Origin of the sequence: Ramlibacter sp. PS4R-6 (assembly GCF_037572775.1) — a bacterium.
Lineage (GTDB): Bacteria > Pseudomonadota > Gammaproteobacteria > Burkholderiales > Burkholderiaceae_C > Ramlibacter.
In genome coordinates, this window is record NZ_JBBHKA010000001.1 from 2,830,754 (window position 1) to 2,856,505 (window position 25,752).

The 25,752-nt window shown below is 69.3% G+C and carries 21 protein-coding genes; 4 read left to right on the forward strand and 17 right to left on the reverse strand.

What is annotated here, in order from left to right; translation table 11 throughout:
* Positions 1 to 38: 38 nt before the first annotated feature.
* The 9 genes from hisS to WG903_RS14125 form a co-directional block, all read right to left on the reverse strand.
* The gene (hisS, locus tag WG903_RS14085; protein ID WP_340076421.1) at positions 39 to 1,343 is read right to left on the reverse strand and encodes a histidine--tRNA ligase; all 1,305 of its coding nucleotides are present in this window, start codon (positions 1,341 to 1,343) and stop codon (positions 39 to 41) included.
* Between the two features lie 13 nt (positions 1,344 to 1,356).
* Positions 1,357 to 2,628: a flavodoxin-dependent (E)-4-hydroxy-3-methylbut-2-enyl-diphosphate synthase gene (gene ispG / locus WG903_RS14090; RefSeq protein ID WP_340076424.1), complete on the reverse strand. Its 1,272-nt coding sequence runs from the start codon at positions 2,626 to 2,628 to the stop codon at positions 1,357 to 1,359.
* 9 nt (positions 2,629 to 2,637) lie between these two features.
* Positions 2,638 to 3,492 (reverse strand): helix-turn-helix domain-containing protein, encoded by an 855-nt coding sequence (locus tag WG903_RS14095; protein WP_340076427.1) that lies wholly within the window; start codon positions 3,490 to 3,492, stop codon positions 2,638 to 2,640.
* Positions 3,485 to 4,291 carry a type IV pilus biogenesis/stability protein PilW gene (pilW, locus tag WG903_RS14100; protein WP_340076429.1) on the reverse strand — a complete coding sequence of 269 codons (807 nt, stop codon included), beginning with the start codon at positions 4,289 to 4,291 and terminating at the stop codon, positions 3,485 to 3,487. Before pilW ends, WG903_RS14095 begins: the two co-directional genes overlap by 8 nt.
* A gap of 2 nt (positions 4,292 to 4,293) precedes the next feature.
* Positions 4,294 to 5,427: a 23S rRNA (adenine(2503)-C(2))-methyltransferase RlmN gene (gene rlmN, locus WG903_RS14105; RefSeq protein WP_340076431.1), complete on the reverse strand. Its 1,134-nt coding sequence runs from the start codon at positions 5,425 to 5,427 to the stop codon at positions 4,294 to 4,296.
* A 12-nt stretch (positions 5,428 to 5,439) separates the two neighbouring features.
* The gene (gene ndk / locus WG903_RS14110) at positions 5,440 to 5,865 is read right to left on the reverse strand and encodes a nucleoside-diphosphate kinase (protein WP_340076433.1); all 426 of its coding nucleotides are present in this window, start codon (positions 5,863 to 5,865) and stop codon (positions 5,440 to 5,442) included.
* Between the two features lie 102 nt (positions 5,866 to 5,967).
* Positions 5,968 to 7,356: a pseudouridine synthase gene (locus tag WG903_RS14115; protein WP_340076435.1), complete on the reverse strand. Its 1,389-nt coding sequence runs from the start codon at positions 7,354 to 7,356 to the stop codon at positions 5,968 to 5,970.
* Positions 7,353 to 7,997, reverse strand: a complete 645-nt coding sequence (gene scpB / locus WG903_RS14120; protein ID WP_340076438.1) for an SMC-Scp complex subunit ScpB — start codon at positions 7,995 to 7,997, stop codon at positions 7,353 to 7,355. The genes WG903_RS14115 and scpB overlap by 4 nt, the downstream gene beginning before the upstream one ends.
* Positions 7,998 to 8,081: 84 nt before the next feature.
* The gene (locus tag WG903_RS14125; protein ID WP_445263604.1) at positions 8,082 to 9,092 is read right to left on the reverse strand and encodes an RluA family pseudouridine synthase; all 1,011 of its coding nucleotides are present in this window, start codon (positions 9,090 to 9,092) and stop codon (positions 8,082 to 8,084) included.
* 14 nt (positions 9,093 to 9,106) lie between these two features.
* Between WG903_RS14125 and WG903_RS14130 the strand changes: the two genes are divergently transcribed.
* Complete coding sequence (locus WG903_RS14130; RefSeq protein ID WP_340076442.1) at positions 9,107 to 9,925, forward strand: outer membrane protein assembly factor BamD; 819 nt, start codon at positions 9,107 to 9,109, stop codon at positions 9,923 to 9,925.
* On the opposite strand, the gene WG903_RS14135 is transcribed toward WG903_RS14130, so the two are convergent.
* Positions 9,876 to 11,900, reverse strand: a complete 2,025-nt coding sequence (locus tag WG903_RS14135) for an ATP-dependent DNA helicase (RefSeq protein ID WP_340076444.1) — start codon at positions 11,898 to 11,900, stop codon at positions 9,876 to 9,878. The two genes, WG903_RS14130 and WG903_RS14135, sit on opposite strands and share 50 nt — an antisense overlap.
* Positions 11,901 to 11,910: 10 nt before the next feature.
* On the reverse strand, positions 11,911 to 12,114 hold the full coding sequence (locus WG903_RS14140; RefSeq protein ID WP_340076446.1) for a YdcH family protein: 204 nt from the start codon (positions 12,112 to 12,114) through the stop codon (positions 11,911 to 11,913).
* 68 nt (positions 12,115 to 12,182) lie between these two features.
* Between WG903_RS14140 and WG903_RS14145 the strand changes: the two genes are divergently transcribed.
* Entirely contained in the window at positions 12,183 to 12,944 is a 762-nt protein-coding gene (locus WG903_RS14145; RefSeq protein WP_340076448.1) for a PP2C family protein-serine/threonine phosphatase, read from the forward strand.
* 4 nt (positions 12,945 to 12,948) lie between these two features.
* Here the strand turns inward: WG903_RS14145 and WG903_RS14150 are convergent, their stop codons facing one another.
* The 5 genes from WG903_RS14150 to WG903_RS14170 form a co-directional block, all read right to left on the reverse strand.
* A complete protein-coding gene (locus WG903_RS14150) occupies positions 12,949 to 13,572 on the reverse strand; it encodes a hypothetical protein (RefSeq protein ID WP_340076451.1) in 624 nt (207 codons plus the stop codon).
* Positions 13,569 to 14,669, reverse strand: a complete 1,101-nt coding sequence (zapE, locus tag WG903_RS14155; protein WP_340076453.1) for a cell division protein ZapE — start codon at positions 14,667 to 14,669, stop codon at positions 13,569 to 13,571. Before zapE ends, WG903_RS14150 begins: the two co-directional genes overlap by 4 nt.
* Before the next feature lie 13 nt (positions 14,670 to 14,682).
* Positions 14,683 to 16,101: a dihydrolipoyl dehydrogenase gene (gene lpdA, locus WG903_RS14160; RefSeq protein WP_340076456.1), complete on the reverse strand. Its 1,419-nt coding sequence runs from the start codon at positions 16,099 to 16,101 to the stop codon at positions 14,683 to 14,685.
* A 10-nt stretch (positions 16,102 to 16,111) separates the two neighbouring features.
* Positions 16,112 to 17,365 carry a 2-oxoglutarate dehydrogenase complex dihydrolipoyllysine-residue succinyltransferase gene (odhB, locus tag WG903_RS14165; protein ID WP_340076458.1) on the reverse strand — a complete coding sequence of 418 codons (1,254 nt, stop codon included), beginning with the start codon at positions 17,363 to 17,365 and terminating at the stop codon, positions 16,112 to 16,114.
* 72 nt (positions 17,366 to 17,437) lie between these two features.
* Positions 17,438 to 20,308 (reverse strand): 2-oxoglutarate dehydrogenase E1 component, encoded by a 2,871-nt coding sequence (locus tag WG903_RS14170; RefSeq protein ID WP_340076460.1) that lies wholly within the window; start codon positions 20,306 to 20,308, stop codon positions 17,438 to 17,440.
* Between the two features lie 348 nt (positions 20,309 to 20,656).
* Here WG903_RS14170 and WG903_RS14175 point away from each other — a divergent pair, with 348 nt between their 5' ends.
* Positions 20,657 to 21,937 carry a tetratricopeptide repeat protein gene (locus tag WG903_RS14175; RefSeq protein ID WP_340076462.1) on the forward strand — a complete coding sequence of 427 codons (1,281 nt, stop codon included), beginning with the start codon at positions 20,657 to 20,659 and terminating at the stop codon, positions 21,935 to 21,937.
* Positions 21,938 to 21,952: 15 nt separating this feature from the next.
* Positions 21,953 to 23,848 (forward strand): FecR family protein, encoded by a 1,896-nt coding sequence (locus WG903_RS14180; RefSeq protein ID WP_340076465.1) that lies wholly within the window; start codon positions 21,953 to 21,955, stop codon positions 23,846 to 23,848.
* Positions 23,849 to 23,857: 9 nt separating this feature from the next.
* Here the strand turns inward: WG903_RS14180 and WG903_RS14185 are convergent, their stop codons facing one another.
* Positions 23,858 to 25,750, reverse strand: a complete 1,893-nt coding sequence (locus WG903_RS14185; RefSeq protein WP_340076467.1) for a propionate--CoA ligase — start codon at positions 25,748 to 25,750, stop codon at positions 23,858 to 23,860.
* Positions 25,751 to 25,752: the final 2 nt, after the last annotated feature.

Here is a 25,752-nt window from a genome sequence, read left to right on the forward strand (position 1 = left end):
TGTGTTGCGCGCGCGGCAGTGGGCCGCGCAGCCTGCGATTATGACTGGAGAGAGGCCGCCCACTGGGCGGCGCCCGCCAGGGGCCTTTGCGATTGCGCGCCGCCGCCGTCGCGCAGGGGCTTCACGGTGACGGTGCCTTGCGCGAGCTCGTCGTCGCCCAGGATCAGGGCGAAGCGCGCGCCGCTCGCGTCGGCCTTCTTCAGCTGGGCCTTCATCGAGCTGCCGCCGCCCATCAGGACGGCCACGCCCTGCCCGCGCAAGGCTTCCACGAGCGCCACGGCGGGCGTCAGCGCGGCATCCGAAGCGACAACGCAGTACGCATCGGGCGCCTGCGAAGGGCCTTGCAGGCCGAGCTCCTCGAGCAGCAGCAGCAGGCGCTCGATGCCCAGGCCGAAGCCGATCGCGGGCGCCGCCTTGCCGCCCATCTGGGCGATGAGGCCGTCGTAGCGGCCGCCGCCGCAGATCGTGCCCTGCGAGCCGAGCTGGTCGGTCACCCACTCGAACACGGTGCGGTTGTAGTAGTCCATGCCGCGCACCAGGCGCGGGTTGATGCGGTACGGCTGGCCGGCGGCGTCGAGCATCCTGCAGACCGCGTCGAAATGCGCGCGCGACTCGGCGCCGAGGAAATCGATCAGCTTCGGCGCGGACTCGACCACCGGCTGCATCGCGGCGTTCTTCGTGTCGAGGATGCGCAGCGGGTTGGTGTGCAGGCGGTTCTTCGCGTCAGCATCGAGCTTGTCGGCGTGCTTCTCGAAGTGGGCGATGAGGGCGTCGCGGTGCGCCCGGCGCTCCTCGGGCTCGCCCAGCGTGTTGATGTCGAGGCGATAGTGCTCGCCCGCGACCAGGCCCAACTCGCGCCACAGGGCGCGGCCCATCAGGATCAACTCGACGTCGACGTCCGGGCCGGGATAGCCCAGCGCCTCGACGTCCAGCTGGTGGAACTGGCGGTAGCGGCCCTTCTGCGGGCGCTCGTGGCGGAACATCGGGCCCGTGGTCCACACGCGCAGCGGGCCGTTGTAGAGCGCGTTGTGCTCGACCACCGCGCGCACGATGCCGGCCGTGGCTTCGGGCCGCAGCGTGAGCGCATCGCCGTTCATCGAATCGGTGAAGGAGTACATCTCCTTCTCGACGATGTCGGTCACCTCGCCCAGGCCGCGCACGAACAGCTGCGTGGGCTCGACCACCGGCGTCACGATGTACTGGTAGCCGTAGCGCTGCATGACGCGGCGCACGACCTCGTCGAACCACACCCACGTGGTGTTGCGCGGCAGGACTTCCTTGCGCGGAACGCCCGCGGGCAGGATGTCGTTCATGCCCTTGACGGCACTGAGCTTCTCGGCCATTTCTTCTTCTGTCTCAGGCGTGTTCAGGCTGCTTCGCGCCGAACCGCTTCTCGATGTAGTTCTCGACGATCTCGTGGAATTCGCGGGCGATGTTCTCGCCGCGCAGGGTCATGGCCTTCTCGCCGTCGATGAAGACGGGCGCGGCCGGCGCCTCGCCGGTACCCGGCAGGCTGATGCCGATGTCGGCGTGCTTGCTCTCGCCGGGCCCGTTGACGATGCAGCCCATCACGGCCACCTTCATCTTCTCGACGCCCGGGTATTTCGCGCGCCACACCGGCATGTTGGAGCGCAGGTGGTCGTCGATCTGCTTGGCCAGTTCCTGAAACGTGGTGCTCGTGGTGCGGCCGCAGCCGGGGCATGCAGTGACGCTCGGCACGAAGCTGCGCAGGCCAAGTGCCTGCAGGATCTCGGAGGCGATCACCACCTCCTGCGTGCGTGCCTCGCCGGGCTGCGGCGTGAGCGAGACGCGGATCGTGTCGCCGATGCCTTCCTGCAGCAGGATGCCCAGCGCGACGCTGGACGCCACGGTGCCTTTGGTGCCCATGCCGGCTTCGGTCAGGCCCAGGTGCAGCGCGTAGTCGCAGCGCTTGGCCAGCTCGCGGTAGACGGAGACGAGGTCCTGCACGCCGCTGACCTTGCACGACAGGATGATCTGCCGGCCATCCATGCCCATCGCCTCGGCCCGCTTCGCCGATTCGATGGCGGAAGTGACGAGCGCCTCGTACATCACCTGCTTCGCGTCCCACGGTTCGGCGCGCTGGCCGTTTTCGTCCATCAGCGAAGCGAGCAGCTCCTGGTCGAGGCTGCCCCAGTTGACGCCGATGCGCACGCACTTGTCGTACTTGATCGCGGCTTCGATCATCTGGCCGAACTGCTTGTCGCGCTTGTCGCCCTTGCCCACGTTGCCGGGGTTGATGCGGTACTTGGACAGCGCCTTCGCGCAATCCGGGTATTCGGTCAGGAGGCGATGGCCGTTGTAGTGGAAGTCGCCCACCAGCGGCACGTCGATGCCCATGCGGTCCAGCTGCTCTCGGATGTACGGCACCTGCGCGGCGGCCTCGGGCGTGTTGACGGTGATGCGCACGAGTTCCGAGCCCGCGATGGCGAGTTCCTTCACCTGGATCGCCGTGGCGATCGCATCGACAGTGTCGGTGTTGGTCATCGACTGGATGCGCACGGGCGCGTCGCCGCCGATGGTGACCACCCGCGAGCCCCAGACCGCGCGGGCTTGGCGGGTCGGGTGCCTGGTGGGGGACGCCGCCTCGATGGGCAGGCAGGGTTCCATGTCTTGCCTCTACTTCACGTCGAAGCGCGCGACGTTGTCCTTGGACACGGGCTTCAGGTCGAACTTGCGGCCGCGCACTTCCACCTCGGTCACGTCGGCCTTGCCGACGGTGACGGTCAGCGGCAGCGCGCCGGTAGCGCCGGCCGATTCGCCGGCTGCCATGATCTTGCGCAGCGCAACGGCGCCCTTCGCGTCGACCACCTCGACCCACGACTCGCCGCGGGTGCGCAGGACGACGATGCCGCTTGCCGCGGCCGGCGGGGTTGTAGCGGAGACGACGGCCGGGCTCGCAGCTTCCGGCGCGGGCGCGACCGCCGCGGGCGCGGCTGCGGCAGGCGCAGGTGTTTCGCGCACGGTCGGCGCGGGAACGAAGGCCACGGGAGCAGCGGCCGGAACCGGAGCCGGCGCAACGGCTGCGGCCTTCTCCTCGGTGTGCGAAACCGGCATGAAATACACGACCACGGCGCCGACGAGCAGCGCCAGCACGGCCAGCGGCACCGGCTGGCGCACGGCATCGAGCCACGACGGCGCGGGGCCGTCACCGGGCGCGCGGAAGGGGGCATTGAGGCCGTCGTTGTCCCGCACCAGCCGCGGCGCTGCCGTCTGCGGCAGGCGGGCGAGGACGGGCTGCGCGTCCACCTTGAGCGTGCGGCAGACGCTGGAAGCCAGCGCGCGGATGAACACGGCGTCACCGAGTTCCTCGAAGCGATCGTCTTCGAGCGCTTCGAGCTTGCGCACCGGCACCTTCAGCGCCACCGCGAGTGCGGCGACATGCAGGCCCGAGGCCTCGCGCGCGCGCCGCAGCAGCGTGCCTGCGCTGGCTTCGGCTTGCGCCGGCGCCTCCGCGACCGCGGCCTCACTCATCGAACGACCCCCGCTCGTAGGCGCTGGCCTCGCGCGTGCCGCCGAAGCGCTTCCTCAGCTGCTCGCCGAGCTGGCGCAGGGCCACCATGTCGTTCATGCGGCGCTCGACCTTGATGCCGAGCCACAGCGATTCGGCGTTGGCGTACTCGCTGTTATTCAGGTTGCGGATGTAGAACTGCGCGCGCTGGTTCTCGCCGCGGCGGTACAGCAGGCTCGCCAGGTTGAAGCCCGTGACGGGATTGGTCGGGTCCAGCTCGTAGGAGCGGGACAGGCTTTGCTCCGCTTCGCCGGTCATGCCGGCGCGCGCCTGGCACACGCCTTGGGCCATCAGCGTCTTGGCGCGGCCCGGGTACAGCGGGTTGGCCATGGCGACGTCGAACGAGCGCTGGCCTTCGGCATAGCGCGCCTGCTGGCACAGGAGCCAGCCCAGGTTGTGGTGCACGTCCGCGTCGCGCGGGTTCAGCGCCACGGCGCGGCGGAAGCTCTCCTCGGCCTGGCGGTTGTCGTTCAGCCGCATGTAGATCAGGCCGCGCATGTTGTGCGCGTCGGGGAAGGCGGGGTCGATGGCGATGACCTGCTTGATCTCGTCGAGCGCGATCTCCGTCTTGCCCTGCTCGAAGTAGCCGACCGCCAGCTCGAGGCGGATGCGCGCGCGGCGGCGGGCTTCCGTTTCGTCGGACGGCGTGACGATGCCGCTGGCCGAGCCGCCGTCCTGCGGCGGCGCCGCGCAGCCGCCGAGCGCGAGCGCGAGGCTTGCCGCGGCGGCGAGCGCGGCGAGGCAGCGGATGGTCCTGGTCATTCTCAACCCTCCTTCGCGGCCGGCGCGGCCGGCACCGGTTTCAGCATCACGGTGCGCTGGCGGGCCATGCGTTCGGCCACGCGGGTGCGGTCCTTCACGTCGCCGGCGAGCTGCCCGCACGCCGCGTCGATGTCGTCCCCTCTCGTCTTGCGCACGGTCGTGACGATACCAGCATCACTGAGGATTTTCGCGAAGGCCAGCACCCGGCTGTGGGGAGAACGCGTCAGGCCCGATTGGGGGAAGGGGTTGAAGGGAATGAGATTGAGCTTGCAGGCGATGCGGCCCTTCACCAGGCGCACCAGCTCCCGCGCATGCTCCGGCGTGTCGTTCACGCCGTCGAGCATGCAGTATTCGAAGGTGATGAAGTCGCGCGGCGCGTGTTCGAGGTAGCGGTTGCAGGCGGCCAGCAGTTCCGCCAGCGGGTACTTCTGGTTCAGTGGCACCAGGTTGTCGCGCAGCGTGTCGTTCGGCGCGTGCAGCGACACGGCCAGCGCCACCGGGCAGTCGCCGCCCAGGCGGTCCATCATCGGCACGACCCCGGAGGTGGACACCGTCACGCGGCGGCGCGACAGGCCGTAGCCGTGGTCGTCCAGCATCGCGCGCAAGGCGGGCACCAGCGCCGCATAGTTCTGCAGCGGCTCGCCCATGCCCATCATCACCACGTTGGAGATGACGCGCTCTTCGGTCTTCAGGTGCTTGCGCAGGAAGTGCTCGGCGAACCACAGCTGCGCGAGGATCTCGCCGGTGGTGAGGTTGCGCGAGAAGCCCTGGTGGCCGGTGGAGCAGAAGCGGCAGCCGACGGCGCAGCCCGCCTGCGACGACACGCACAGCGTGCCGCGGTCGTCCTCGGGGATGAACACGGCTTCCACCGCATCGCCGCCGCCCACGTCGAACAGCCACTTGATCGTGCCGTCGGCCGATTCGTGCTGCGCGACGACGGGCAGGCCCTCGATGCGCGCGGACGTGGCGAGCTTGCCGCGCAGCGACTTGGCGAGATCGCTCATCTCGCCGAAGTCCCTGGCGCCGCGCTGGTGGATCCAGCGAAAGAGTTGGGTGGCCCGGAAGCGCTTCTCGCCCAGGCTCTCGACGAACGCGGCCAGACCCTCGAGGTCGAAATCGAGAAGGTTGGCCGTCATCCCATGTTTCGCTTAGCGCGAATACACGTTCATGCCGGGGAAGAAGAAGCCCACTTCCACGGCGGCGGTTTCGGGAGCGTCGGAGCCGTGCACCGCGTTGGCGTCGATGCTGGCGGCGAAGTCGGCGCGGATCGTGCCCGCGGCGGCCTTCTTGGGGTCGGTCGCGCCCATCAGGTCGCGGTTCTTCAGGATCGCGCCCTCACCCTCGAGCACCTGGATCATCACCGGGCCGGAGATCATGAACTCGACGAGGTCCTTGAAGAAGGGGCGCTCCCTGTGCACGGCGTAGAACTGCTCGGCCTCGCGGCGCGACAGGTGCGCCATCTTCGCGGCGACGACCTTCAGGCCCGCGGCTTCGAAGCGCGCATAGATCTGGCCGATCACGTTCTTGGCGACGGCATCGGGCTTGATGATGGAAAGGGTGCGTTCGAGGGCCATTGGTTGTTTCCTGGAATCAGAATTGGTTCGCCCCGCAAGGCGAAAGTTCGGCAAAGCCCGCAATTTTAGCCCGCGGGCATGACAGTTGGACGGGTGCGGCCTCTAGCGGCCGCGGCCACCGCCGCCACCGCCGCGCTTGCCACGGCCACCGCGGTTGCCCGGGCCCTGGCCTTGTCCCTGGCCCCGCTGGCGCATGAAGCTGTCGGCGCCGATGTAACCGAGCGAGGTGCGCATCGGGTCGGGCTGGTTGCCACCCCCACCCCCACCGCCCCCGCCGCCACCGCCCTTGTTGCGGCGCTGGCCCTGCTGGCCTTGCTGGCCCTGGGGCTGCTGCTGGCCGCGCGGCATGCCGTCCTTGTTGCCACGGCCGCCCCGGCGGCGGCGCCGGCCGCCGCCATCGCCTTCGCCGCGGCCGCCCTGCTGCTGGCCCTGGCCCCGGTTCGTCTCCACGCCGGCCGCTTGCGCCAGCGCGCGCAGGTCACGCTCGTCGAGCTCCACCCAGGCGCCGCGCTTGAGGCCGCGCGGCAGCATGACGCGGCCGTAACGGATGCGGATGAGGCGGCTGACGGCGTGGCCGAGCGACTCGAACATGCGGCGCACCTCGCGGTTGCGGCCTTCCGAGATCGTCACGCGGTACCAGGCGTTGGCGCCTTCGCCGCCGCCGTCCTCGATGGAGCCGAACTGCGCCTTGCCGTCGTCGAGCTCGATGCCGTCGAGCAGGCGCTGCTTTTCCTCGTTGCTGAGGGCACCGAGCACGCGCACCGCGTACTCGCGCTCCAGCCCGAAGCGCGGGTGCATCAGGCGGTTGGCCAGCTCGCCGGCGTTCGTGAACAGCAGCAGGCCTTCGGTGTTGAGGTCCAGCCGCCCCACCGACTGCCACTTGCCCTGCTGCAGCTTGGGCAGCTTGCGGAACACCGTGGGCCGGTTCTGCGGGTCGTCATGCGTGACGACCTCGCCGGCGGGCTTGTGGTACGCGATCACGCGCGGCGGCGGCGGCGCGATGCGCACGCGGATCGGCTTGCCGTTGATCTTGATCTGGTCGCCGAACTGGATGCGCTGGCCGATGTGGGCGGGCTCGTTGTTGACCGAGATGCGCCCTTCCATGATCAGCTGCTCCATCTCCAGGCGCGAGCCCAGGCCGGCCTGGGCCAGCACCTTGTGGAGCTTGGGCGTGTCGGCCTGCGGCGACAGCACGCGCTTGAACGGAGCGGCGTCGCCTTCGGCCTGCTGGTCGAAGTCGCCGGAGATCACGTCGGCGAAGCGGACCGGCGGGAGCTCGGGCGCGGGCGCCGCCTTCTCGCGGCGCGGTTCGTCGTCGTGCTCGTCGTCGAATTCGTCGTCGTCGTCGTCGCGATCGTCGCCGTCGCCTTCGTCTTCGTCCTGCGCGGCTTCGATGTCGTCGCGCGGCGCGGCAGCCTCGGGCACGGTGGCCTTGTCCTCGTCCTCGTCGCTCACCGGCAGGTGGGCCGAGCTGGGCTGCTGTTCGTTCATGTGAGCTCGGCTTGTTGGGCCCCCTCGGGGCCGTTGGAGGAATCGGATTCGGCGGGTGACTCGATGGCCAGTTCGGGCTGGAGCGCGTCGTCGGGCGGCGCCAGCGCGTTCATCAGTTCGGCCTGCTGCGCGGGGCTCTCGAGCACCGGCAGCTGCGCCAGCGACTCGATGCCGAGGTCGTCCAGGAACTGTTTCGTCGTGGCGTACAGGGCCGGGCGGCCGGGCGCCTCGCGATGGCCGATGACCTCGACCCAGCCGCGGTCCTCCAGCTGCTTGAGGATCTGCGAGTTGATCGTGACGCCGCGGATCTCCTCCATGTCGCCGCGCGTCGTGGGCTGGCGGTAGGCGATGATCGCAAGCGTTTCCAGCACGGCGCGCGTGTACTTGGGCGGCTTCTCGGGGTGCAGGCGGTCGAGGTATTCCCGCATCTGCGGGCGGCTTTGGAAGCGCCAGCCGGTGGCGACCTGCACGAGCTCGACGCCGCGCTGCGCCCAGTCGTCCTGCAACTCGGCGAGCAGCGCCTTGACGGTGTCGGCACCGAGCTCGTCGTTGAAGAGGATGCGCAGCTCGCGCACGGCCAGCGGCTGCGGCGAGCAGATCAACGCGGTTTCGAGGACGCGCTTGGCATCCGTCGTATTCATGCTAGTTGCCGTTCCAGGAAAAGCGCCTTCGGGCGGCTGTACAGGGCGAAATCGGTTGTCGGTCTGAGGCGCGGCAGCGAGAACTCACGTTCCGCGGCGCGAACCCGGCATGGAGGCGGGCGGGGCCCCTGGGGACCTTTCGAATTCATTGTAGCGCACGCCCCAGGCGTCCAGAGCGCCCCGCAGGTCAGCCGGAAGCGCCGCGTGGAAATCGAGCGACACGCGCGTGACGGGGTGTTCGAACGCCAGGCGGAAGGCGTGCAGCGCCTGCCGCGACAGGCCGGCGTCCGCCGCTCCGCCGTACAGCGGGTCCGCCACCAGCGGATGGCCGATGTGCGCCATGTGCACGCGGATCTGGTGCGTGCGGCCCGTGTGCAGCGTGGCGCGCACCAGGCAGCCCCGCGGCGCGTCGGCAACGAGCTCCAGCGTGGTCCGCGCCGGCTTGCCCGAGTCGACGACCGCCATGCGCAGGCGGTTGCGCGGGTCGCGGCCTATGGGCGCGTCGACCGTGCGGGTGCCCGCGCCTTCCCACGCACGGTGCGCGAGCGCGAGGTACTGCCGCGAGACGTCGCGCGCCGCGATCATGCGCACCAGCGCGTCCATCGCCGCACGCGTGCGCGCAACCACCATCAGCCCGCTCGTGTCCTTGTCCAGGCGGTGCACGATCCCGGCGCGCGGCAGCGTGGACGCCGCCGGGTCGCGTGCGAGCAGGCCATTGAGCAGCGTGCCGCTCCAGTTGCCCGCCGCCGGGTGCACGACCAGCCCCGCGGGCTTGTCGATCACGAGCAGGTGCTCGTCTTCGTGCACCACATCCAGCGGCACGGGCTCGGGCCGGAACGCCTGGCTTTGCGGCGTGGGCTTGAGTTCGACGGTGCCGGCGTCACCGGCCTTCACCTTGTGCGCGGGCCGCGTCACGACCTTGCCCGCGACCGTCACGGCGCCCGCCTCCACCAGCTGCTGCAGGTAACTGCGGGAGAACTCGGGCACCAGCACCGCGAGCGCGCGGTCCAGGCGCTCGCCGTGCAGCGCCGCGTCGACGGCGAACGGCCGCAGCTCGCTTTCGAGGTCGCCGGCGTCATCGAACATCGAAGCCATTATCATCGCCACCCATGGCACAGACGTCTTCCGCCCACGGCCGCCGCCTCGCGCTGGCCGCCACGGCAACCCTCCTCGCGGCGCTTGTCGCCGGCTGCTCCTCCTTCGGCGAGGACAAGACGGCCCGGCAGCAGCCGGCCCGGATCTATGCCGACGCGCGCGACGAGATGTCGTCGGGCAATTACGACAAGGCGATCCCGCTGTTCGAGAAGCTCGAAGGCCGCGCCGCCGGCACGCCGCTCGCGCAGCAGGCCCAGCTGGAGAAGGCGTACGCGCAGTACAAGTCCAATGACCAGGGTGCCGCTCTGGCGACCATCGACCGCTTCCTCAAGCAGCACCCGGCCAGCCCCGCCACCGATTACGCGCTGTACCTGAAGGGCATCGTCAACTTCAACGACAACCTCGGCCCGATGTCGTTCCTGGCGCGCCAGGACCTGTCCGAGCGCGACCAGAAGGCGGCCAAGGAATCGTTCGAGGCCTTCCGCGAGCTCGTGGCCCGCTTCCCCGAATCGAAGTACAGCGGCGACGCGCGGGCGCGCATGCGCTACATCGTGAACTCGCTGGCGGCGTACGAGGTGCACGTGGCGCGCTACTACTTCAGCCGCGGCGCCTACGTGGCCGCGGCCAACCGCGCCCAGAACGCGATCACGGACTACCAGGACGTGCCGGCGGTCGAGGAAGCCCTCTTCATCATGATGCGCTCGTACGAGCAGCTGGGCCTGCAGGCGCTGGCTGCCGACACGCGGCGGGTGATGGAGAAGAACTACCCGAAGAGCGAGTACCTCACCAGGGGTTCGAAGGGTCCGGATCGCCCGTGGTGGATGTTCTGGTGAGCGCGTCCAGCGCCGCCAGCCACTCCTCCTTCGAGCCCAGCACGCGCATCGGCGGCAATGCCGCCATCAGCCGCTTGCCATAGCCCATCGTCGCCAGGCGCGTGTCGCCGACGACCAGCACGCCCTGGTCGGACTCGCGGCGGATCAGGCGCCCCGCGCCCTGCTTGAGCGCCACGGCCGCCTCCGGCACGAAGTAGTCGTTGAACGGGTTGCGGCCCTGCGACTGGAGCCGCTGCGAGCGCGCTTCCACCAGCGGGTCGCCCGGGGGCGGGAACGGCAACTTGTCGATGACCACCAGCTGCAGCGCTTCGCCCGGCACGTCCACGCCTTCCCAGAACGACGCGGATGCGACGAGCACGCAGCCCGGCCGGCCCATCGCGTCGCCCTCGCGGAAACGCTCGATCAGCCGGCGCTTGGGCCACTGGCCTTGCACCAGCACCTCGAGCTCGCCCGTGCCCGAGAAGCGCGACTGGAGCTCCTCGCCGATGGCGCGCAGCGCCCGCAGCGTCGTCGTGAGCACCATCGTTCGCCCGCCCAGCGCGAGCGCGCCTTGTGCGGCCAGCTTCGCGACGGCGCCGCTGTGTCCGGGATCGTTGGGACGCGGCAGGTCGCGCGGCACGTACACGGCAGCCTGCGCCGCATAGTCGAACGGGCTCTCGACGCGCAGCACCTCGGATTCCGCGAGCCCGCACGGCTCGGTGAACCACGAGAGGCGATCGTCGTCGCCCAGCGTCGCAGACGTGAAGACCCAGGCGCGCGTCGACGCATCGGCCTCGCCCTCGCGCAGCAGTTTCTCGCGCACCGCCTGCGCGATGTCCAGTGGCGACTCGACGAGGCGCAGCTGCGTGCCGGCATCGACCCAGCGCACCGAGTCGGCATCCGCGGGCGCCATGAACAGGTCCACGCGCCGGCCGAGCTCGTGGGCCCGCTCGATCAGGCGCGAGAAATCAGGCGCGATCTCCGACACCGAGTTCACCGCGTCGTAGGTCTCGGCCAGCGTGTCGCGCAGCTGCGCCAGTGCACCACGCCATGACTCCGCGTCGAGGCCTTCGGGCGCTTCATCGACCCAGCGCAGCCGCGCGCCCTGCACAGTGCGGCCGACGGCCAGGCGCAGGTCGCGCGCCGCCCGTTCCAGGTTCGAGGCAGCGCGCGACCAGTCGACCAACCCGCGGGCGAATTGCAAGCCGGCCGCCAAAGTGTCGCGCGCGAGGTCCAGCAGCTGGCCCGTCGTGAGCTGCGCGCCCAGGAACTGCACGCCGGTCTCGTTCAGCTGGTGCGCCTCGTCGAAGATCGCGACGCGCACGGTCGGCAACAGCTCGGCCATGCCGGACTCGCGCACGGCCAGGTCGGCGAAGAACAGGTGGTGGTTGATCACCACGACGTCGGCCGCCAACGCTTCCTTGCGCGCCTGGTTCACATGGCACTGCCGGAATTTCGGGCACTGCGCGCCCAGGCAGTTCTCGCGCGTGGACGTGACCAGCGGGATCAGCGGCGAGCGCTCGTCCAGCCCCGGCAGCTCGGCCAGGTCGCCGGTGCGCGTCACCTGGGCCCATTCCTCGATCTTCGCCAGCGAACGCAGCGCGGCGCGGTCGACCGAGCCGGCATCGCGCCGGGCCAGTTCCATGCGGTGGATGCACAGGTAGCTGGCGCGGCCCTTGAGCAAGGCCATGCGCACCGGCAGGCCCAGCGCCTCGACCAAGCGCGGCAGGTCGCGGCCGTGCAATTGGTCCTGCAGGGTCTTGGTGGCGGTCGACAGCAGCACGCGTTCGCCCGACAGCAGGGCCGGCACCAGGTACGAGAAGGTCTTGCCGACGCCCGTGCCCGCCTCCACCACCAGCGAGCCGCCATTGGCGATGGTGCGCGCGACCGCCAGCGCCATGCGGGTCTGCCCCGTGCGCGGGCGGAAGTGCTCGGCGGCGCGCGAAAGCACGCCGCCCGCCGCGAAAGCTTCGCGCACCGGGTCGTCCAACGTCATCGGGGGAGTATCAGGCAGGTTCCTTGGGGTCCAGCTGCAGCTCGAGCTTCGCGATCTGGTCGCGCAGCTGCAGCCGCTTCTTCTTGAGCCGCCGCAGCATGAGCTCGTCCACGGGAGACTGTTCGGCGGCCCGGTCGATCAGCGCGTCCAGGTCGGCGTGCTCCATGCGCAGCTCGATCAAACGGCGCTCCGGCGAATGCAGGTTGGTTTCCAATTTGCGCCCTTTACTTGGGCCCGTGGTCCGCTGCGTTGATAATAAGGCTTTCAGTTGTCGCATCAAACATGGGCAAAGGCTACCGACTCACGGCCTCGACGGGGATCCACAAGGGGGACCGCGAATACCAGCAGGACCAAGTTCGCCTGATCGCGCACGCGCGCGTGCCCGGCTGCGTCATGGCCGTCGTGGCCGACGGCATGGGCGGCCGCAGCGGCGGCCGCAAGGCCTCCGACCAGGTGATGCTCACGGCCAAGCAGCTGTTCGACCGCTACTCGCCCGACCACGACGACGCCAGCTCGCTGCTCACGCAGATCGTGCAGGAGTCGCACATCGTCATCAAGCTGACGGCGATTTCCTCCGAGCAGGAGCCGCACAGCACCATCGCCGGTTTCATCATCAACCCCAACGGCGACTGCCACTGGGTGCATGCCGGCGATTCGCGCATCTACCACTTTCAGAACGGCCGCCTCGCCAAGCGCACGATGGACCACTCGTACGTGCAGACGCTCGTGGACCGGGGCGAGCTCACCGAGGAAGAGGCGAACGTGCACCCTCAGTCGAACATCCTGATGGGCTGCCTCGGCGCCGAGGACGACCCGCCGATCACGCACCACGTCATCCCCGAACTCAAGCCCGGCGACGTGCTGATGTGCTGCAGCGACGGCGTGTGGCACTACTTCTCGCCGAACGAACTGGGCTCCGTGCTGTCGTCGCTGTCGCCGCGCGAAGCCACCGAGTTCCTCATCGAGAAGGCGCGCTCGCGCGGACGCGGGGGCGGCGACAACCTGTCGCTCGCCATCGTCAAGGTCGAGCCGCTGGAAGCGTGACGGCCTAGGCCGGGTCCTTCAGCGAACTGGCCGCGGGCTTCTTCCGCTCGGCCTGGCGCTTGCGCAGTTTCTCCTCGCGCTCCTTCGCGTCGGCGACGCGCCGGGCGTGCTCCTTCGCGTTCTTCGCCGCCTCGGCGTCGCGCCGCTGCTTCGCCGCCGCCTGCTCGGCGCTGCGCTGCTGGATGTCGCGCTCGCGCTGCGCGGCCTTGGCCGCGGACCCATCGGCTTGCGAGGCCTTGGCTGCCGCGCGCTCATTGGAACGCAAGCCGCGGTCGGCCTGCGACGCCGCGCGCTCCGGTGCGCTGGCCGCACGTTCGCGCTGCTGGGCGTTCTTCTCGTCGATCTCGCTGCGCCGCTCGGCCGCCTTGCGCTTGCGCAGCGCGTCGTTCAGCGCGATCTCCTGCCGGCGCAGGTCGCTCACCACCTCGCGGCGCCTGGCCTTGGCGGCGGCCAGGCAATCGTTGACGGCGAACTTGCCGTAACACGCCTTCTCGTCGGCCTTGTAGGTGGCTTCGGCCTTCTCGCGCTGCTGCTTCAGGCGCGCGCGCTCGGCGGCGACGGACGCGTCTTCGTCCTGCGCATGCGCGGCGGCGGCCAGGGCCAGCGACAGAAGGAACAACCGTTTCATGTGAGGCTCGTGTCGACCATGCGGTGCTGCAGCGCCAGGAATTCCGCCGACTGCATCTCGGCCAGGCGCGACACCGTGCGCGGGAATTCGTGCGCCAGCGGGCCTTCGAGGTACAACGCCTCGGGCGGCACGGCCGCCGACATGATCAGTTTCACGCGGCGATCGTAAAGCACGTCCACGAGCCACGTGAACCGCCGGGCTTCGGAGGCCATGCGAGGGGGCATCTGCGGCACGTCCGACAGCAGCACGGTGTGGAACTGCGTCGCGATCTCCAGGTAGTCGTTCTGCGAGCGCGGGCCGCCGCACAGGGTCTTGAAATCGAACCAGACCACGCCGCCGGCCTTGCGCCGGGCGCGGATCTCGCGCTGCTCGATGTGCAGCACGGGGTCCTCGTCCTGCGTCTCCGCCAGGCGCGTGAAAGCCTCGTCCATCTCGGCATCGGCCTGCTCACCCAGCGGCGTGTGGTACAGGCGCACGGTCTCCATCGTGCGCGCCCGGTAGTCCACCCCGTTGTCGACGTTGACCACTTCGAGCTTCTCGTTGAGCAGCGCGATCGCGGGCAGGATCCGGTCGCGGTGCAGCCCGTCGGGGTAGAGGTCGTCGGGGCGGAAGTTCGACGTGGTGACGAAACCCACGCCGTTCTCGAACAGCGACACCAGCAGCCGGTGCAGGATCATCGCGTCGGTGATGTCCGCGACGTGGAACTCGTCGAAGCAGATCAGGCGGTACTTCTTCGACATGCGTTCGCCCAGCTCGTCGAGCGGGTTGACGGTGCCCTGGAGGTCAGCCAGCTGCCGGTGCACCTCGCGCATGAATTCGTGGAAGTGCAGCCGCGTCTTGCGCACGATCGGCACCGCCTTGTAGAAGCAGTCCATCAGGAAGCTCTTGCCGCGCCCCACCCCGCCGAACATGTACACGCCGCGCGGGATGTCGGGCCGGTTGATCAGCTTCTTGAGGACGTTGGAGCGCTGCTCCTTGAAGTCCGCCCACTCGCTCGCGCAGCGCTCGAGCGCCTCCACGGCGCGCAGCTGCGCGGGGTCGCTCGCATAGCCGCGCGCGAGCAGCTCGGATTCGTAGACAGCGCGAACCGAGGGCACGTCGCGCGGGGCCTCAGAAATTGAGCGTGCGCTTGTCGACGGCCAGCGCGGCTTCCTTCGTCGCCTCGGACAGCGACGGATGCGCGTGGCAGATGCGGGCGATGTCCTCGGCGGACGCGCGGAACTCCATCGCCACCACGGCCTCGGAGATCAGTTCGCTGGCCATCGGGCCGACGATGTGCACGCCGAGGATCTCGTCCGTCGTCGCGTCGGCCAGGAACTTGACCATGCCGGTCGTGTCGCCCAGCGCGCGCGCGCGGCCGTTGGCCATGAACGGGAAGGTGCCCGCCTTGTACTTCACGCCGGCGGCCTTGAGCTGCTGCTCCGTCTGCCCGACCCACGCGATCTCGGGGCTGGTGTAGATCACCCAGGGGATGGTGTTGAAGTTGACGTGGCCATGCTGGCCGGCGATGCGCTCGGCCACCGCGACGCCCTCTTCCTCGGCCTTGTGCGCGAGCATCGGGCCGCGCACCACGTCGCCGATCGCCCAGACGCCGGCCAGGTTCGTGCGGCACTGGTCGTCCACGAGGACGGCGCCGCGCTCGTCGAGCTTCAGGCCGACCGCCTCCGGGTTCAGGCCGATCGTGTTGGGCACGCGGCCGATCGAGACGATCAGCTTGTCGACCTCGAGCTTCTGCGCCTCGCCCTTCGCGTTGGTGTACGCCACCGAGACGCCGCCCTTGCCCTTCTTGATCTCGCCGACCTTCACGCCCAGCTCGACCTTCAGGCCCTGCTTGTCGAAGGCCTTCTTGGCCTCCTTGGCGATCTGCTCGTCGACCGCGCCAAGGAAGGTGGGCAGCGCCTCGAGAACGGTCACTTCCGAGCCGATGCGGCGCCACACCGAACCCATCTCCAGGCCGATCACGCCGGAGCCGATCAGGCCCAGCTTCTTCGGCACCGACGGGATGCGCAGCGCGCCGTCGTTGGACAGGATCGACTCCTCGTCGAACGGCACGCCTTGCAGCGCGCGCGGGTTGGAACCCGTCGCGACGATCACGTTCTTCGCGACCAGCGTCTCGTCGCCAACCTTCACTTCCCACGCACCCTGCGCGCCGCCCGCGAACGAGCCGCGGCCGTGGAAGAAGGTGACCTTGTTCTTCTTGAACAGGAACAGGATGCCGTCGTTGTTCTGCTTCACGACCTGGTCCTTGCGGGCCAGCATCTTCGCGACGTCCAGCGACAGGCTGCCGACGTTGATGCCGTGGTCGCCGAAGTGCTTCGCGGCTTCCTCGTAGTTCTCCGAGGACTGCAGCAGCGCCTTGGAGGGGATGCAGCCGACGTTCGTGCAGGTCCCGCCCGGCGCGGGCTTGCCGTCCTTGTTCTTCCACTCGTCGATGCAGGCGGTGTTGAAGCCGAGCTGCGCCGCGCGGATGGCGGCGATGTAGCCGCCGGGGCCGCCGCCGATGACGACCACGTCGAAGTTCTTTGCCATCGTCGTTTCCTCAGATGTCGAAGAGCAGGCGGGCCGGGTCTTCCAGCGCTTCCTTCATCGCCACCAGCCCCAGCACGGCTTCGCGGCCATCGATGATGCGGTGGTCGTAGCTCATGGCGAGGTAGTTGATCGGGCGCACGACGACCTGCCCGTTCTCGACCACCGCGCGGTCCTTGGTCGCGTGCACGCCCAGGATCGCCGATTGCGGCGGGTTGATGATGGGCGTCGACAGCATCGAGCCGAACACGCCGCCGTTGGAGATGGAGAACGTGCCGCCGGTGAGCTCCTCGAGCCCCAGCTTGCCGTCGCGCGCCTTCACGCCGTACTCGGAGATCTTCTTCTCGATGTCGGCGAAGGACATCTGGTCGGCGTTGCGCAGGATCGGCACGACGAGGCCGCGCGGCGAACCGACGGCGATGCCGATGTCGAAGTAGCCGTGGTAGACGATGTCGTTCTGGTCGACGCTGGCGTTGAGGATCGGGTACTTCTTGAGCGCGTGCACCGCGGCCTTCACGAAGAAGGACATGAACCCGAGCTTGACACCGTGTTCCTTCTCGAACTTCTCCTGGAACTTCTTGCGCATGTCCATCACCGGGGCCATGTTCACCTCGTTGAACGTGGTCAGGATGGCGTTGGTCGATTGTGACTGCAGCAGCCGCTCGGCCACGCGCGCGCGCAGGCGCGTCATCGGCACGCGCTGCTCGGGGCGGTTGCCCAGGTCGGGCGCGCTCACCGGCGCCGACACCTGCGGGAGCGGCTTGGGCGTGGCGATCGGGGCCGCCACCGGTGCGGCGGCCTTCGCGCCGCCGCCGGCCAGGGCGCCGATCACGTCGCCCTTGGTCACGCGGCCGTCGCGGCCGGTGCCGGCCACCGAGCCGGGCGCCATGGCGTTGTCGGCCATCATCTTCGCCGCGGCGGGCATGGCGATGTCGCCCTTGCCAGCGCCGGCCGGCGCCGCGGCTTGCGCGGGCGCGGGAGCCGGAGCGGCCTTGGCGGCCGCCGGCGCCGCGGCGCTGGCCTTGCCTTCCGTGTCGATCCTGGCGATGACCTGGTCGGCCGCGACGGTCGCACCGTCGGGCTGCACGATCTCCGCCAGCACGCCCGCGCTGGGCGCCGGCACTTCGAGCACGACCTTGTCGGTCTCGATCTCGATCAGGATTTCATCGATGGCGACGGCTTCGCCCGGTTTCTTCTTCCATTGCAGGAGGGTCGCTTCCGCCACCGACTCGGACAGTTGCGGGACCTTCACATCCACGAGAGCCATTTGAGTTTTCCTTGAATTTGTTCGTGCGCGTGCGAGCAGGCCCCGCTCCTCGCGGGGCCGTCGGCTCGCTGCTTATTTCGTCAAGACGAAGCCCTTGAGCTTGCCGAACGCCGCATCGACCAACGCCTTCTGCTGCTCGACGTGCAGGTGGGCATAGCCCACCGCGGGCGAAGCCGACGCGGGGCGGCCGGCGTAACCGAGCTTCTGGCCCTCGGCCATGTTCTCGTGGATGTTGTGCTGGATGAAGAACCACGCGCCCTGGTTCTGCGGCTCGTCCTGGCACCACACGATTTCGTTCGCCTGCGGGTACTTGCGCAGCTCCGTCGCGAACGCCTTGTGCGGGAAGGGGTACAGCTGCTCCACGCGCAGGATGGCCACGCTCTCGTCGCCCTTCTCGTCGCGCTTCTTCGCCAGGTCGTAGTAGACCTTGCCCGAGCACACGATGAGGCGCTTGACCTTGTCGGCCTTCAGCTCCCTGGACTCGGGGATCACCGTCTGGAAGCCGCCGCGCGTGAACTCCGACAGCGGCGAGGTCGCGTCCTTGTGCCGCAGCAGCGACTTGGGCGTCATGATCACGAGCGGCTTGCGCAGCGGGCGCACCATCTGGCGGCGCAGGAGGTGGAAGATCTGGCTGGCGGTCGTCGGCTGCACGACCTGCATGTTGGTGTCGGCCGACAGCTGCATGAAGCGCTCCAGGCGCGCCGAGCTGTGCTCGGGGCCCTGCCCCTCGTAGCCGTGCGGCAGCATCAGCGTGATGCCGTTGACGCGGCCCCACTTCACCTCGCCCGACGCGATGAACTGGTCGATCAGGACCTGCGCGCCGTTGACGAAATCGCCGAACTGCGCCTCCCAGATCACGAGCGTCAATGGGTCGTTCGACGCATAGCCGTACTCGAAGCCGAGCACCGCCTCTTCCGACAGGATCGAGTCGATGACGACGAACGGCGCCTGGTTGTCGGCGACGTTCTGCAGCGGCACATACGTGCCTTCGTCGAACTTCTCGCGGTTCTGGTCGTGCAGCACCGCATGGCGGTGCGTGAAGGTGCCGCGGCCCACGTCCTCGCCGGACAGGCGCACGGGATAGCCGCTGGCCACGAGCGAGGCGAAGGCCATGTGCTCGCCCATGCCCCAGTCGACGTTCACCTCGCCCCGGCCCATCGCCGCGCGGTCCTCGAGGACCTTCTTCACGAGCGGGTGGACGGTGAAGTCCGCCGGCACCGTGGTGATGCGCTCGGCCAGGCGCTTCCACTCGGCGACCGGGATCGCCGTGTCGGCCTGGTCGGTCCACTTCTTGTTCAGGAACGGCGACCAGTCGACCGCGTACTTGCTCTTGAAGTTGGTCAGCACCGGGTCGACCGTGTGCTTGCCCGCGTCCATCGCGGCGCGGTAGGCCTTGACCATGTCGTCGCCGAGCGTCTCGCCCATGCCCTGTGCGGCGAGCTTGTCGGCGTACAGCCGGCGCGTGCCGGGGTGCTGCGCGATCTTCTTGTACATCAGCGGCTGCGTGAGCGCCGGCGTGTCCTGCTCGTTGTGGCCCAGCTTGCGGAAGCAGATGATGTCGACGACGACGTCCTTCTGGAACTCCATCCGGTATTCGAGCGCCAGTTGCGCAGCGAGCACCACGGCCTCGGGGTCGTCGCCGTTCACGTGCAGCACCGGCGCCTCGATCATCTTGACGACGTCGGTGCAGTACAGCGTGGAGCGGCTGTCGCGCGGGTCGCTGGTGGTGAAGCCGATCTGGTTGTTGATGACGATGTGCACCGTGCCGCCGGTGGAATAGCCGCGCGTTTCGGCGAGCGCCAGCGTTTCCATCACCACGCCCTGCCCCGCGAAGGCGGCGTCGCCGTGCACGAGGATGGGCAGCACCTGCTTGCCCTTCGGGTCGGCGCGGCGGTCCATGCGCGCGCGCACCGAGCCTTCGACCACCGGGTTCACGATCTCCAGGTGGGAGGGGTTGAACGCGAGCGACAGGTGCACCGGGCCGCCGGGCGTGGACACGTCCGAGCTGAAGCCCTGGTGGTACTTGACGTCGCCTGCGGGCAGGTCTTCCTTGGCGGTGTGGTCAAACTCCGCGAACAGGTCGGCGGGCATCTTGCCGAGCGTGTTGACCAGCACGTTGAGGCGCCCGCGGTGAGCCATGCCGATCACGATTTCCTGCACGCCCTTCTCGCCGGCGCGCTGGATCAGCTCGTCCATCGCCGCGATGAAGCTCTCGCCGCCTTCGAGCGAGAAGCGCTTCTGGCCGACGTACTTGGTGTGGAGGAAACGCTCAAGGCCCTCGGCGGCGGTGACGCGATCGAGGATGTGGCGCTTCTTTTCCGCGGTGAAGTTGGGCTTGCTGCGGATCGATTCCAGCTTCTGCTGCCACCAGCGCTTGAGCGTCTGGTCGCTCAGGTACATGTACTCGGCGCCGATGGTGCCGCAGTACGTCTCGCGCAGGGCGTTGATCAGCTCGCGCAGCGACATGCTCTCCTTGCCGAAGAACGTGTTGCTGGTGTTGAAGATCGCTTCCTGGTCGGCGTCGGAGAAGCCGTAGAACGACGCTTCGAGCTCGGGGATCTTCTCGCGCTCGGCGCGCTTGAGCGGGTCGAGGTCGGCCCAGCGAACGCCGACGTTGCGGTAGGCGGCGATCAGCTGCTGGACGGCCGTGCGCTTGCGCGCGGTTTCCAGGTCCGCGCCGGCCGCCACGACCACCTGCGTGCCGCCCTGCTTGGCGCGCTCGGCGAAGGCATTGATGACCGGCAGGTGCGGGATGTCCCGGGCGTTGGTGCCGTCAACGGCCGGCACGTTCTGCAACGCGTCGAAGTACTGGCGCCAGGTGTCGGGGACGCTGCCGGGATTGGCGAGGTAGCTCTCGTACATCTCCTCGACGTACGGGGCATTGCCGCCAAAAAGGTACGAGTTGCCTTGGTAGGCGGTGTAGACGGAGTTCGTCTCACTCATGCGTTCGCTACTTTCCGCTCCCCTGCAGGGAGCTGAAGCTGGTTGGGGAAACCTCCCGCGTCACGGCTGAACCGGTTGGCGGATGCGACTGTGGCTGGAAGGGCCGTTGTGCGGTGCGGATTGTGCCACAGGGGGTTGTCAAGGCATGCGCGGCGCGGATTTGAATACCGAATGCCTACGAACAACCCATCCGTGAGCGTAACCAAATGCACATACGCGACAACCGTGAACAAATCGTTTGGGTTTGTTACGTGTGGACCCTAACATCCTCTTTGACCCCTGGGGGTCGCCATGCTAGCCACGCGCCTGCATCCATTGCCCCGGGACGGAGCAGTGTGGGCCGCCCTGATGGTCGCGCTCGCCGTCAGCGCGCAGACGTCGGCGGTGATCCGGGAGACACAGGAAACCCGCACCGGCGGCACCGCGCAGCAGGAATTTGACCGCCTTTCCGAGCAGGAGGTCGACAAGGCCGGGGATCCCGCCTTCGACCTCCCGTTCGCCATCGCCGCGAACGAAGCCGGCCAGTTCACCCGCGCCATCATCGCCCTCGAGCGCGTTCTCGCGATGCAGCCCGGAAACGAGCGTGCACGCGCCGAAATGGGCCGCGCCCTGTACGGCGTGGGCGACCACAAGGCCGCGCGCGCCCTCCTGTCGGAGAGCCGGGAAAAGGGCTTCACCGCCGTCGCCGGCGAAACGATCGACCAGCTCCTGCACGCCATCGACCGCGTCGAGGCCGAAGGTCGCTCTTCCGCCAAGGGCTACCTCGAAGCGCAGGCCGGCTGGGACAGCAACATCAACAGCGCTCCGGGCCTGAACAACGTGGCCGTGCCCGCCTATGGCGGAACGATCCTCGCGGTGGACCCGGCCGGCACGAAGAAGAAGGGCTGGTACGGCGCATGGACGGCCGGCGCCTCGGGCCGGCTCGTGCTGGGCCCCCGGTTTTCCCTGATCGGCACGGCCATCGGGCGGCGCCAGGACTTCGCGCGCGCCAACGCCAACCAGAGCAACTGGCAGTTCGACATCTCCGCCGGCGCGTCCTACCGCGTCGAGCGGGACGAGTACACGCTGGCCTTGCAGGCCGGCTCGTATGCCATCGACGACGACCGCGTGCGTGACCATGCGGGCCTCGTCGGGGAGTGGACGTACCGCTTCGACGGCTTCCGCCAGTTCAACCTGTACTTCCAGACCGGCCGCCTGACCTATCCGCTGTCCCACACGTCGGATGCCAACCGCCACGTGGTCGGCTTCACGTACGCGCACCTCACGGCAAAGGGTCTCTGGGCCTACGGGGGCGCCTATGTCGGCGTCGAGAACACCGTCAACGCGGGCTTCGAGCACCTGGGCCACCACCTGGTCGGTGCGCGGGGCGGCTTGCAGTTTCCCATTGCCGATGCCCTGGGCGGGTTTCTGGCCGGCGGCTTCGAAGCCCGCCGTTACGGCGGAGCCGACCCCCTGTTCCTCGTGCAGCGGCGCGACAACCAGTTCAACCTGTCCGCGGGCCTGTCGTGGGTCCCCATGCCGCAGTGGCGCGTCACGCCCCAGATCGGGTGGGCGCGAGCGAGTTCCACGGTGCCGCTGGCGCGGTACCACAAGTTCGCCGGGTCCGTTGCGATCCGCCGAGAGTTCTGAAAGGAGGGCTACGTCATGCGTATCCCCTTCAAGCGAAGAAATGCGATCCTGATCCTGTCGCTGGCCCTGGCGTATCCGACGCTTCAGGCAGCTGCGCCGGCAGGGGTCGCGCAATTCACGACCGGCGACGCCCAGCTGCGGCGCGGCGCGGACTCGAGCGCGCTGTCGCGCGGCCGTACCGTCGAGAGCGGCGACACCATCTCCACCGGCGCCGACGGCCAGGCCCAGGTCCGCTTCACCGACGGCAGCGTCGTTGCGCTGCGAGCGAACTCGCTCTTCAAGATCACCGAATACGCCGACACCGGCGACCCGAAGTCGGACCGTTACCTCGTCGACTTCATCCGTGGCGGCATGCGCACCATCACCGGCCTGATCGGCAAGCGCGGCCGCGAGAACTACAAGGTCACGACCAGCACCGCCACGATCGGCATCCGCGGCTCGGCCTTCAACGTCGAATACGGCCCCGACGGCACGCTGCTCGTTTCCGGCGAGAAGGACGAGATCGAGGTTTGCACCATCGCCTGCATCGGCCTGAAGCAGGGCGAGACGGCCCGCGTCGTCAGCAACGCCGAACCGCCGTTCCGCACGAACCAGCGCGTGTCGCTGAAGATTCCCGAGCCCCGCCAGCAGCCCGGCGTGGTGGCCAACCAGGTGAGACATGACGGCACGAACGAGGTGATCCCGCCCGCGCCGTCGCCGACGCCCGCACCGCCGCCACCGACCTCCGCACCGCCCTCGCCCACGCCGGCGCCGAGCCCGGCACCCACGCCGGCCCCCACGCCCGCACCGACACCGGGACCGACGCCCGCGCCGACACCTGCTCCCACACCGGGACCGACGCCCGCGCCGACACCTGCTCCCACGCCGGGACCGACGCCCGCGCCGACACCTGCTCCGACGCCGGGACCGACGCCCGCGCCGACACCTGCTCCGACGCCCGCTCCGACGCCCGCACCGACGCCCGCACCGACGCCCGCACCGACGCCCGCACCGACGCCCGCACCGACGCCCGCACCGACGCCCGCACCGACGCCCGCACCGACGCCCGCACCGACGCCCGCGCCGACACCCGCGCCGACACCTGCACCAACAGCCGCGCCGGGCAACAACGGCAACGGCGTTGGCAATTCCGGCCAAGGCAACCAGGGCAACAACGGCAACAGCGGAAATGCCGGTGGCGGCACGGCCCCCGGCCAGGCCCCCGCGCCCACGCCTGCCCCCACGCCCGCGCCGACCCCGGGGCCATCGCCCGCACCGACACCCGCGCCCACGCCGGCCCCCGGCCCGGGCAACGGAAACGGCAATGGCAATGCAGGCAACCCGCCCGGCCAGTCGCCGCCCCCGCCCGCCCCGACTCCGGCACCCACGCCGGCGCCGACCCCTGGGCCATCGCCTGCACCGACACCTGCGCCGACGCCGGCGCCCGGCCCAGGCAACGGAAACGGCAATGGCAATGCAGGCAACCCGCCCGGCCAGTCGCCGCCGCCACCCGCCCCGACTCCGGCACCCACCCCGGCCCCGACTCCGGGGCCATCGCCCGCACCGACACCTGCGCCGACACCGGCGCCCGGCCCAGGCAACGGAAACGGCAATGGCAACGGCAACGCGGGCAACCCGCCCGGCCAGTCGCCGCCGCCGCCCGCCCCGACTCCGGCACCCACCCCGGCGCCAACGCCCGCCCCGACCCCGGGACCGACACCCGCACCGACGCCTGCGCCGACACCCGCGCCGACGCCGGCACCGGGTCCCGGCAACGGCGGAGGCAACGGCAACGGACCGCCGACGACGCCGCCCGGCCAGCTGCCGAAGTCGGCGCCGGTCAACCCGGCAGCAATGCCGCCCGCTCCGGCACCGAAGACGGCACCGACGGTGATGCCGGTGCCGAACGGGATGCGGCAGGCGCCGCGCTAGGCACCGCCGTCAGCGCAGCAGGTCGCGGACCTGCTGCAGCGCGGCGGGGTCTTCGATGGTGGTCAAGTCGCCCGGGTCGCGGCCTTCCGCGACGGCCTGGATCGCGCGGCGCAGCAGCTTGCCGCTGCGCGTCTTGGGCAGCAGGTTCACGAAGTGCACACGCGCAGGACGCGCGACAGCACCCAATTGGTCATCGACCACCTTCATGATCTCGCCCTCGAGTTTCATGCGACCGGCGCTGTCGGCGATCGCGCTCGCGTCGCGTGGCACGGCGAAGGCCATCGCGACCTGGCCCTTGAGCTGATCGGCCACGCCGACCACCGCGACTTCCGCGATGTTCGGGTGGCTGGAGATGCTCTCCTCGATTTCGCGCGTGCCGAGGCGGTGCCCCGCCACGTTGATCACGTCGTCGGTGCGCCCGAGGATGTAGTAGTAGCCGTCCTCGTCGCGGATGCCCCAGTCGAAGGTGCTGTACACCATCTTGCCGGGCACCGTCTTCCAGTACGTGTTGACGAACCGGTCGTCGTCGCCCCACACGGTCTGCATGAAGCCGGGCGGCGTCGGCCCGTGGATCACGACGACCCCTTTCTCGTCGTGGCCCTTGAGCTCCTCGCCCGTCTGCTCGTGCACGATCTTCACGTCGTAACCGTACATGGGCACGCCGGGGCTGCCAAACTTGCTCCTTTGCCTTTCCACGCCGTTGGCGATCGTGAGGATCGGCCAACCCGTCTCGGTCTGCCAATAGTTGTCGACGACGGGCACGCCCAGCCCTTCGCTGATCCACCGCGCCGTCGGTTCGTCGAGCGGCTCGCCGGCAAGGAACAGCGTCCTCAGCGAGGACAGGTCGTATTGCTTCAGGTAGGCCGGGTCCTGTTTCTTGAGCACGCGGATCGCCGTCGGCGCGGTGAACATGCAGTTCACCTTGTACTTCTCGACCAGCCGCCACCAGATGCCCCCGTCGGGGCGGATCGGGATCCCTTCGTACATCAGGGTCGTCATGCCCGTGATCAGCGGCCCATAGACCAGGTAGCTGTGGCCAACTGCCCAGCCGATGTCGCTGCCCGCGAAGTAGGTCTCGCCCGCCTTGCAGCAGTAGATGTGCTTCATGCTGGCCGCGAGCGCAACCGCGTGGCCGCCGACGTCGCGCTGCACGCCCTTCGGCCGCCCGGTGGTGCCGCTGGTGTACAGGATGTAGCTGACATCCGTCGCGTCCAGCCACTCGCACGGGACGCGCGCGCCTTCCTGCGCGCCCAGCGCGGCGTCCCAGTCGTGGTCGCGCCCGGGCATGCGTTCCATCGGCGCGAGGCCGCGGTCCACCAGCAGGACGGACTGGGGCTTGTGCTTCGAAAGGCGGATCGCTTCGTCGAGCAAGGGCTTGTACGCAAGCACCTTGCCGGCGCGTGAACCGGCGTCGGCGCTGACGATCGCCTTCGGCGTTGCGTCGTCGATGCGCGAGGCGAGCGCCACGGATGCGAAGCCGCCGAAGACGACGGAGTGGATGGCGCCGATGCGCGCGCATGCGAGCATCGCGATCACGCCCTGGGGCACCATCGGCATGTAGATGAGGACGCGATCGCCCTTGCCCACGCCCAGCGCCTTCAGCGCGGCGGCGGCGCGGTTCACCTCGTCGAACAACTGCTCGTAGGTGTACGTGCGCTCGGTGTCCGTCTCGGTCGACACGTAGACCAGCGCCGGCTGGTCGCCGCGGTCTTTCAGGTGCCGGTCGACCGCGTTGTGGCACAGGTTGGTGGTGCCGCCGGCGAACCAGCGTGTGAACGGCGGCCGGCTGTCGTCGCAGATCGTGCGCGGCGGCGTCTTCCAGTCGATCAGCCGGGCCTGTTCGGCCCAGAAAGCATCGCGGTCGTCGAGCGAGCGGCGGTGGAAATCGGCATAGCGTGTCATAT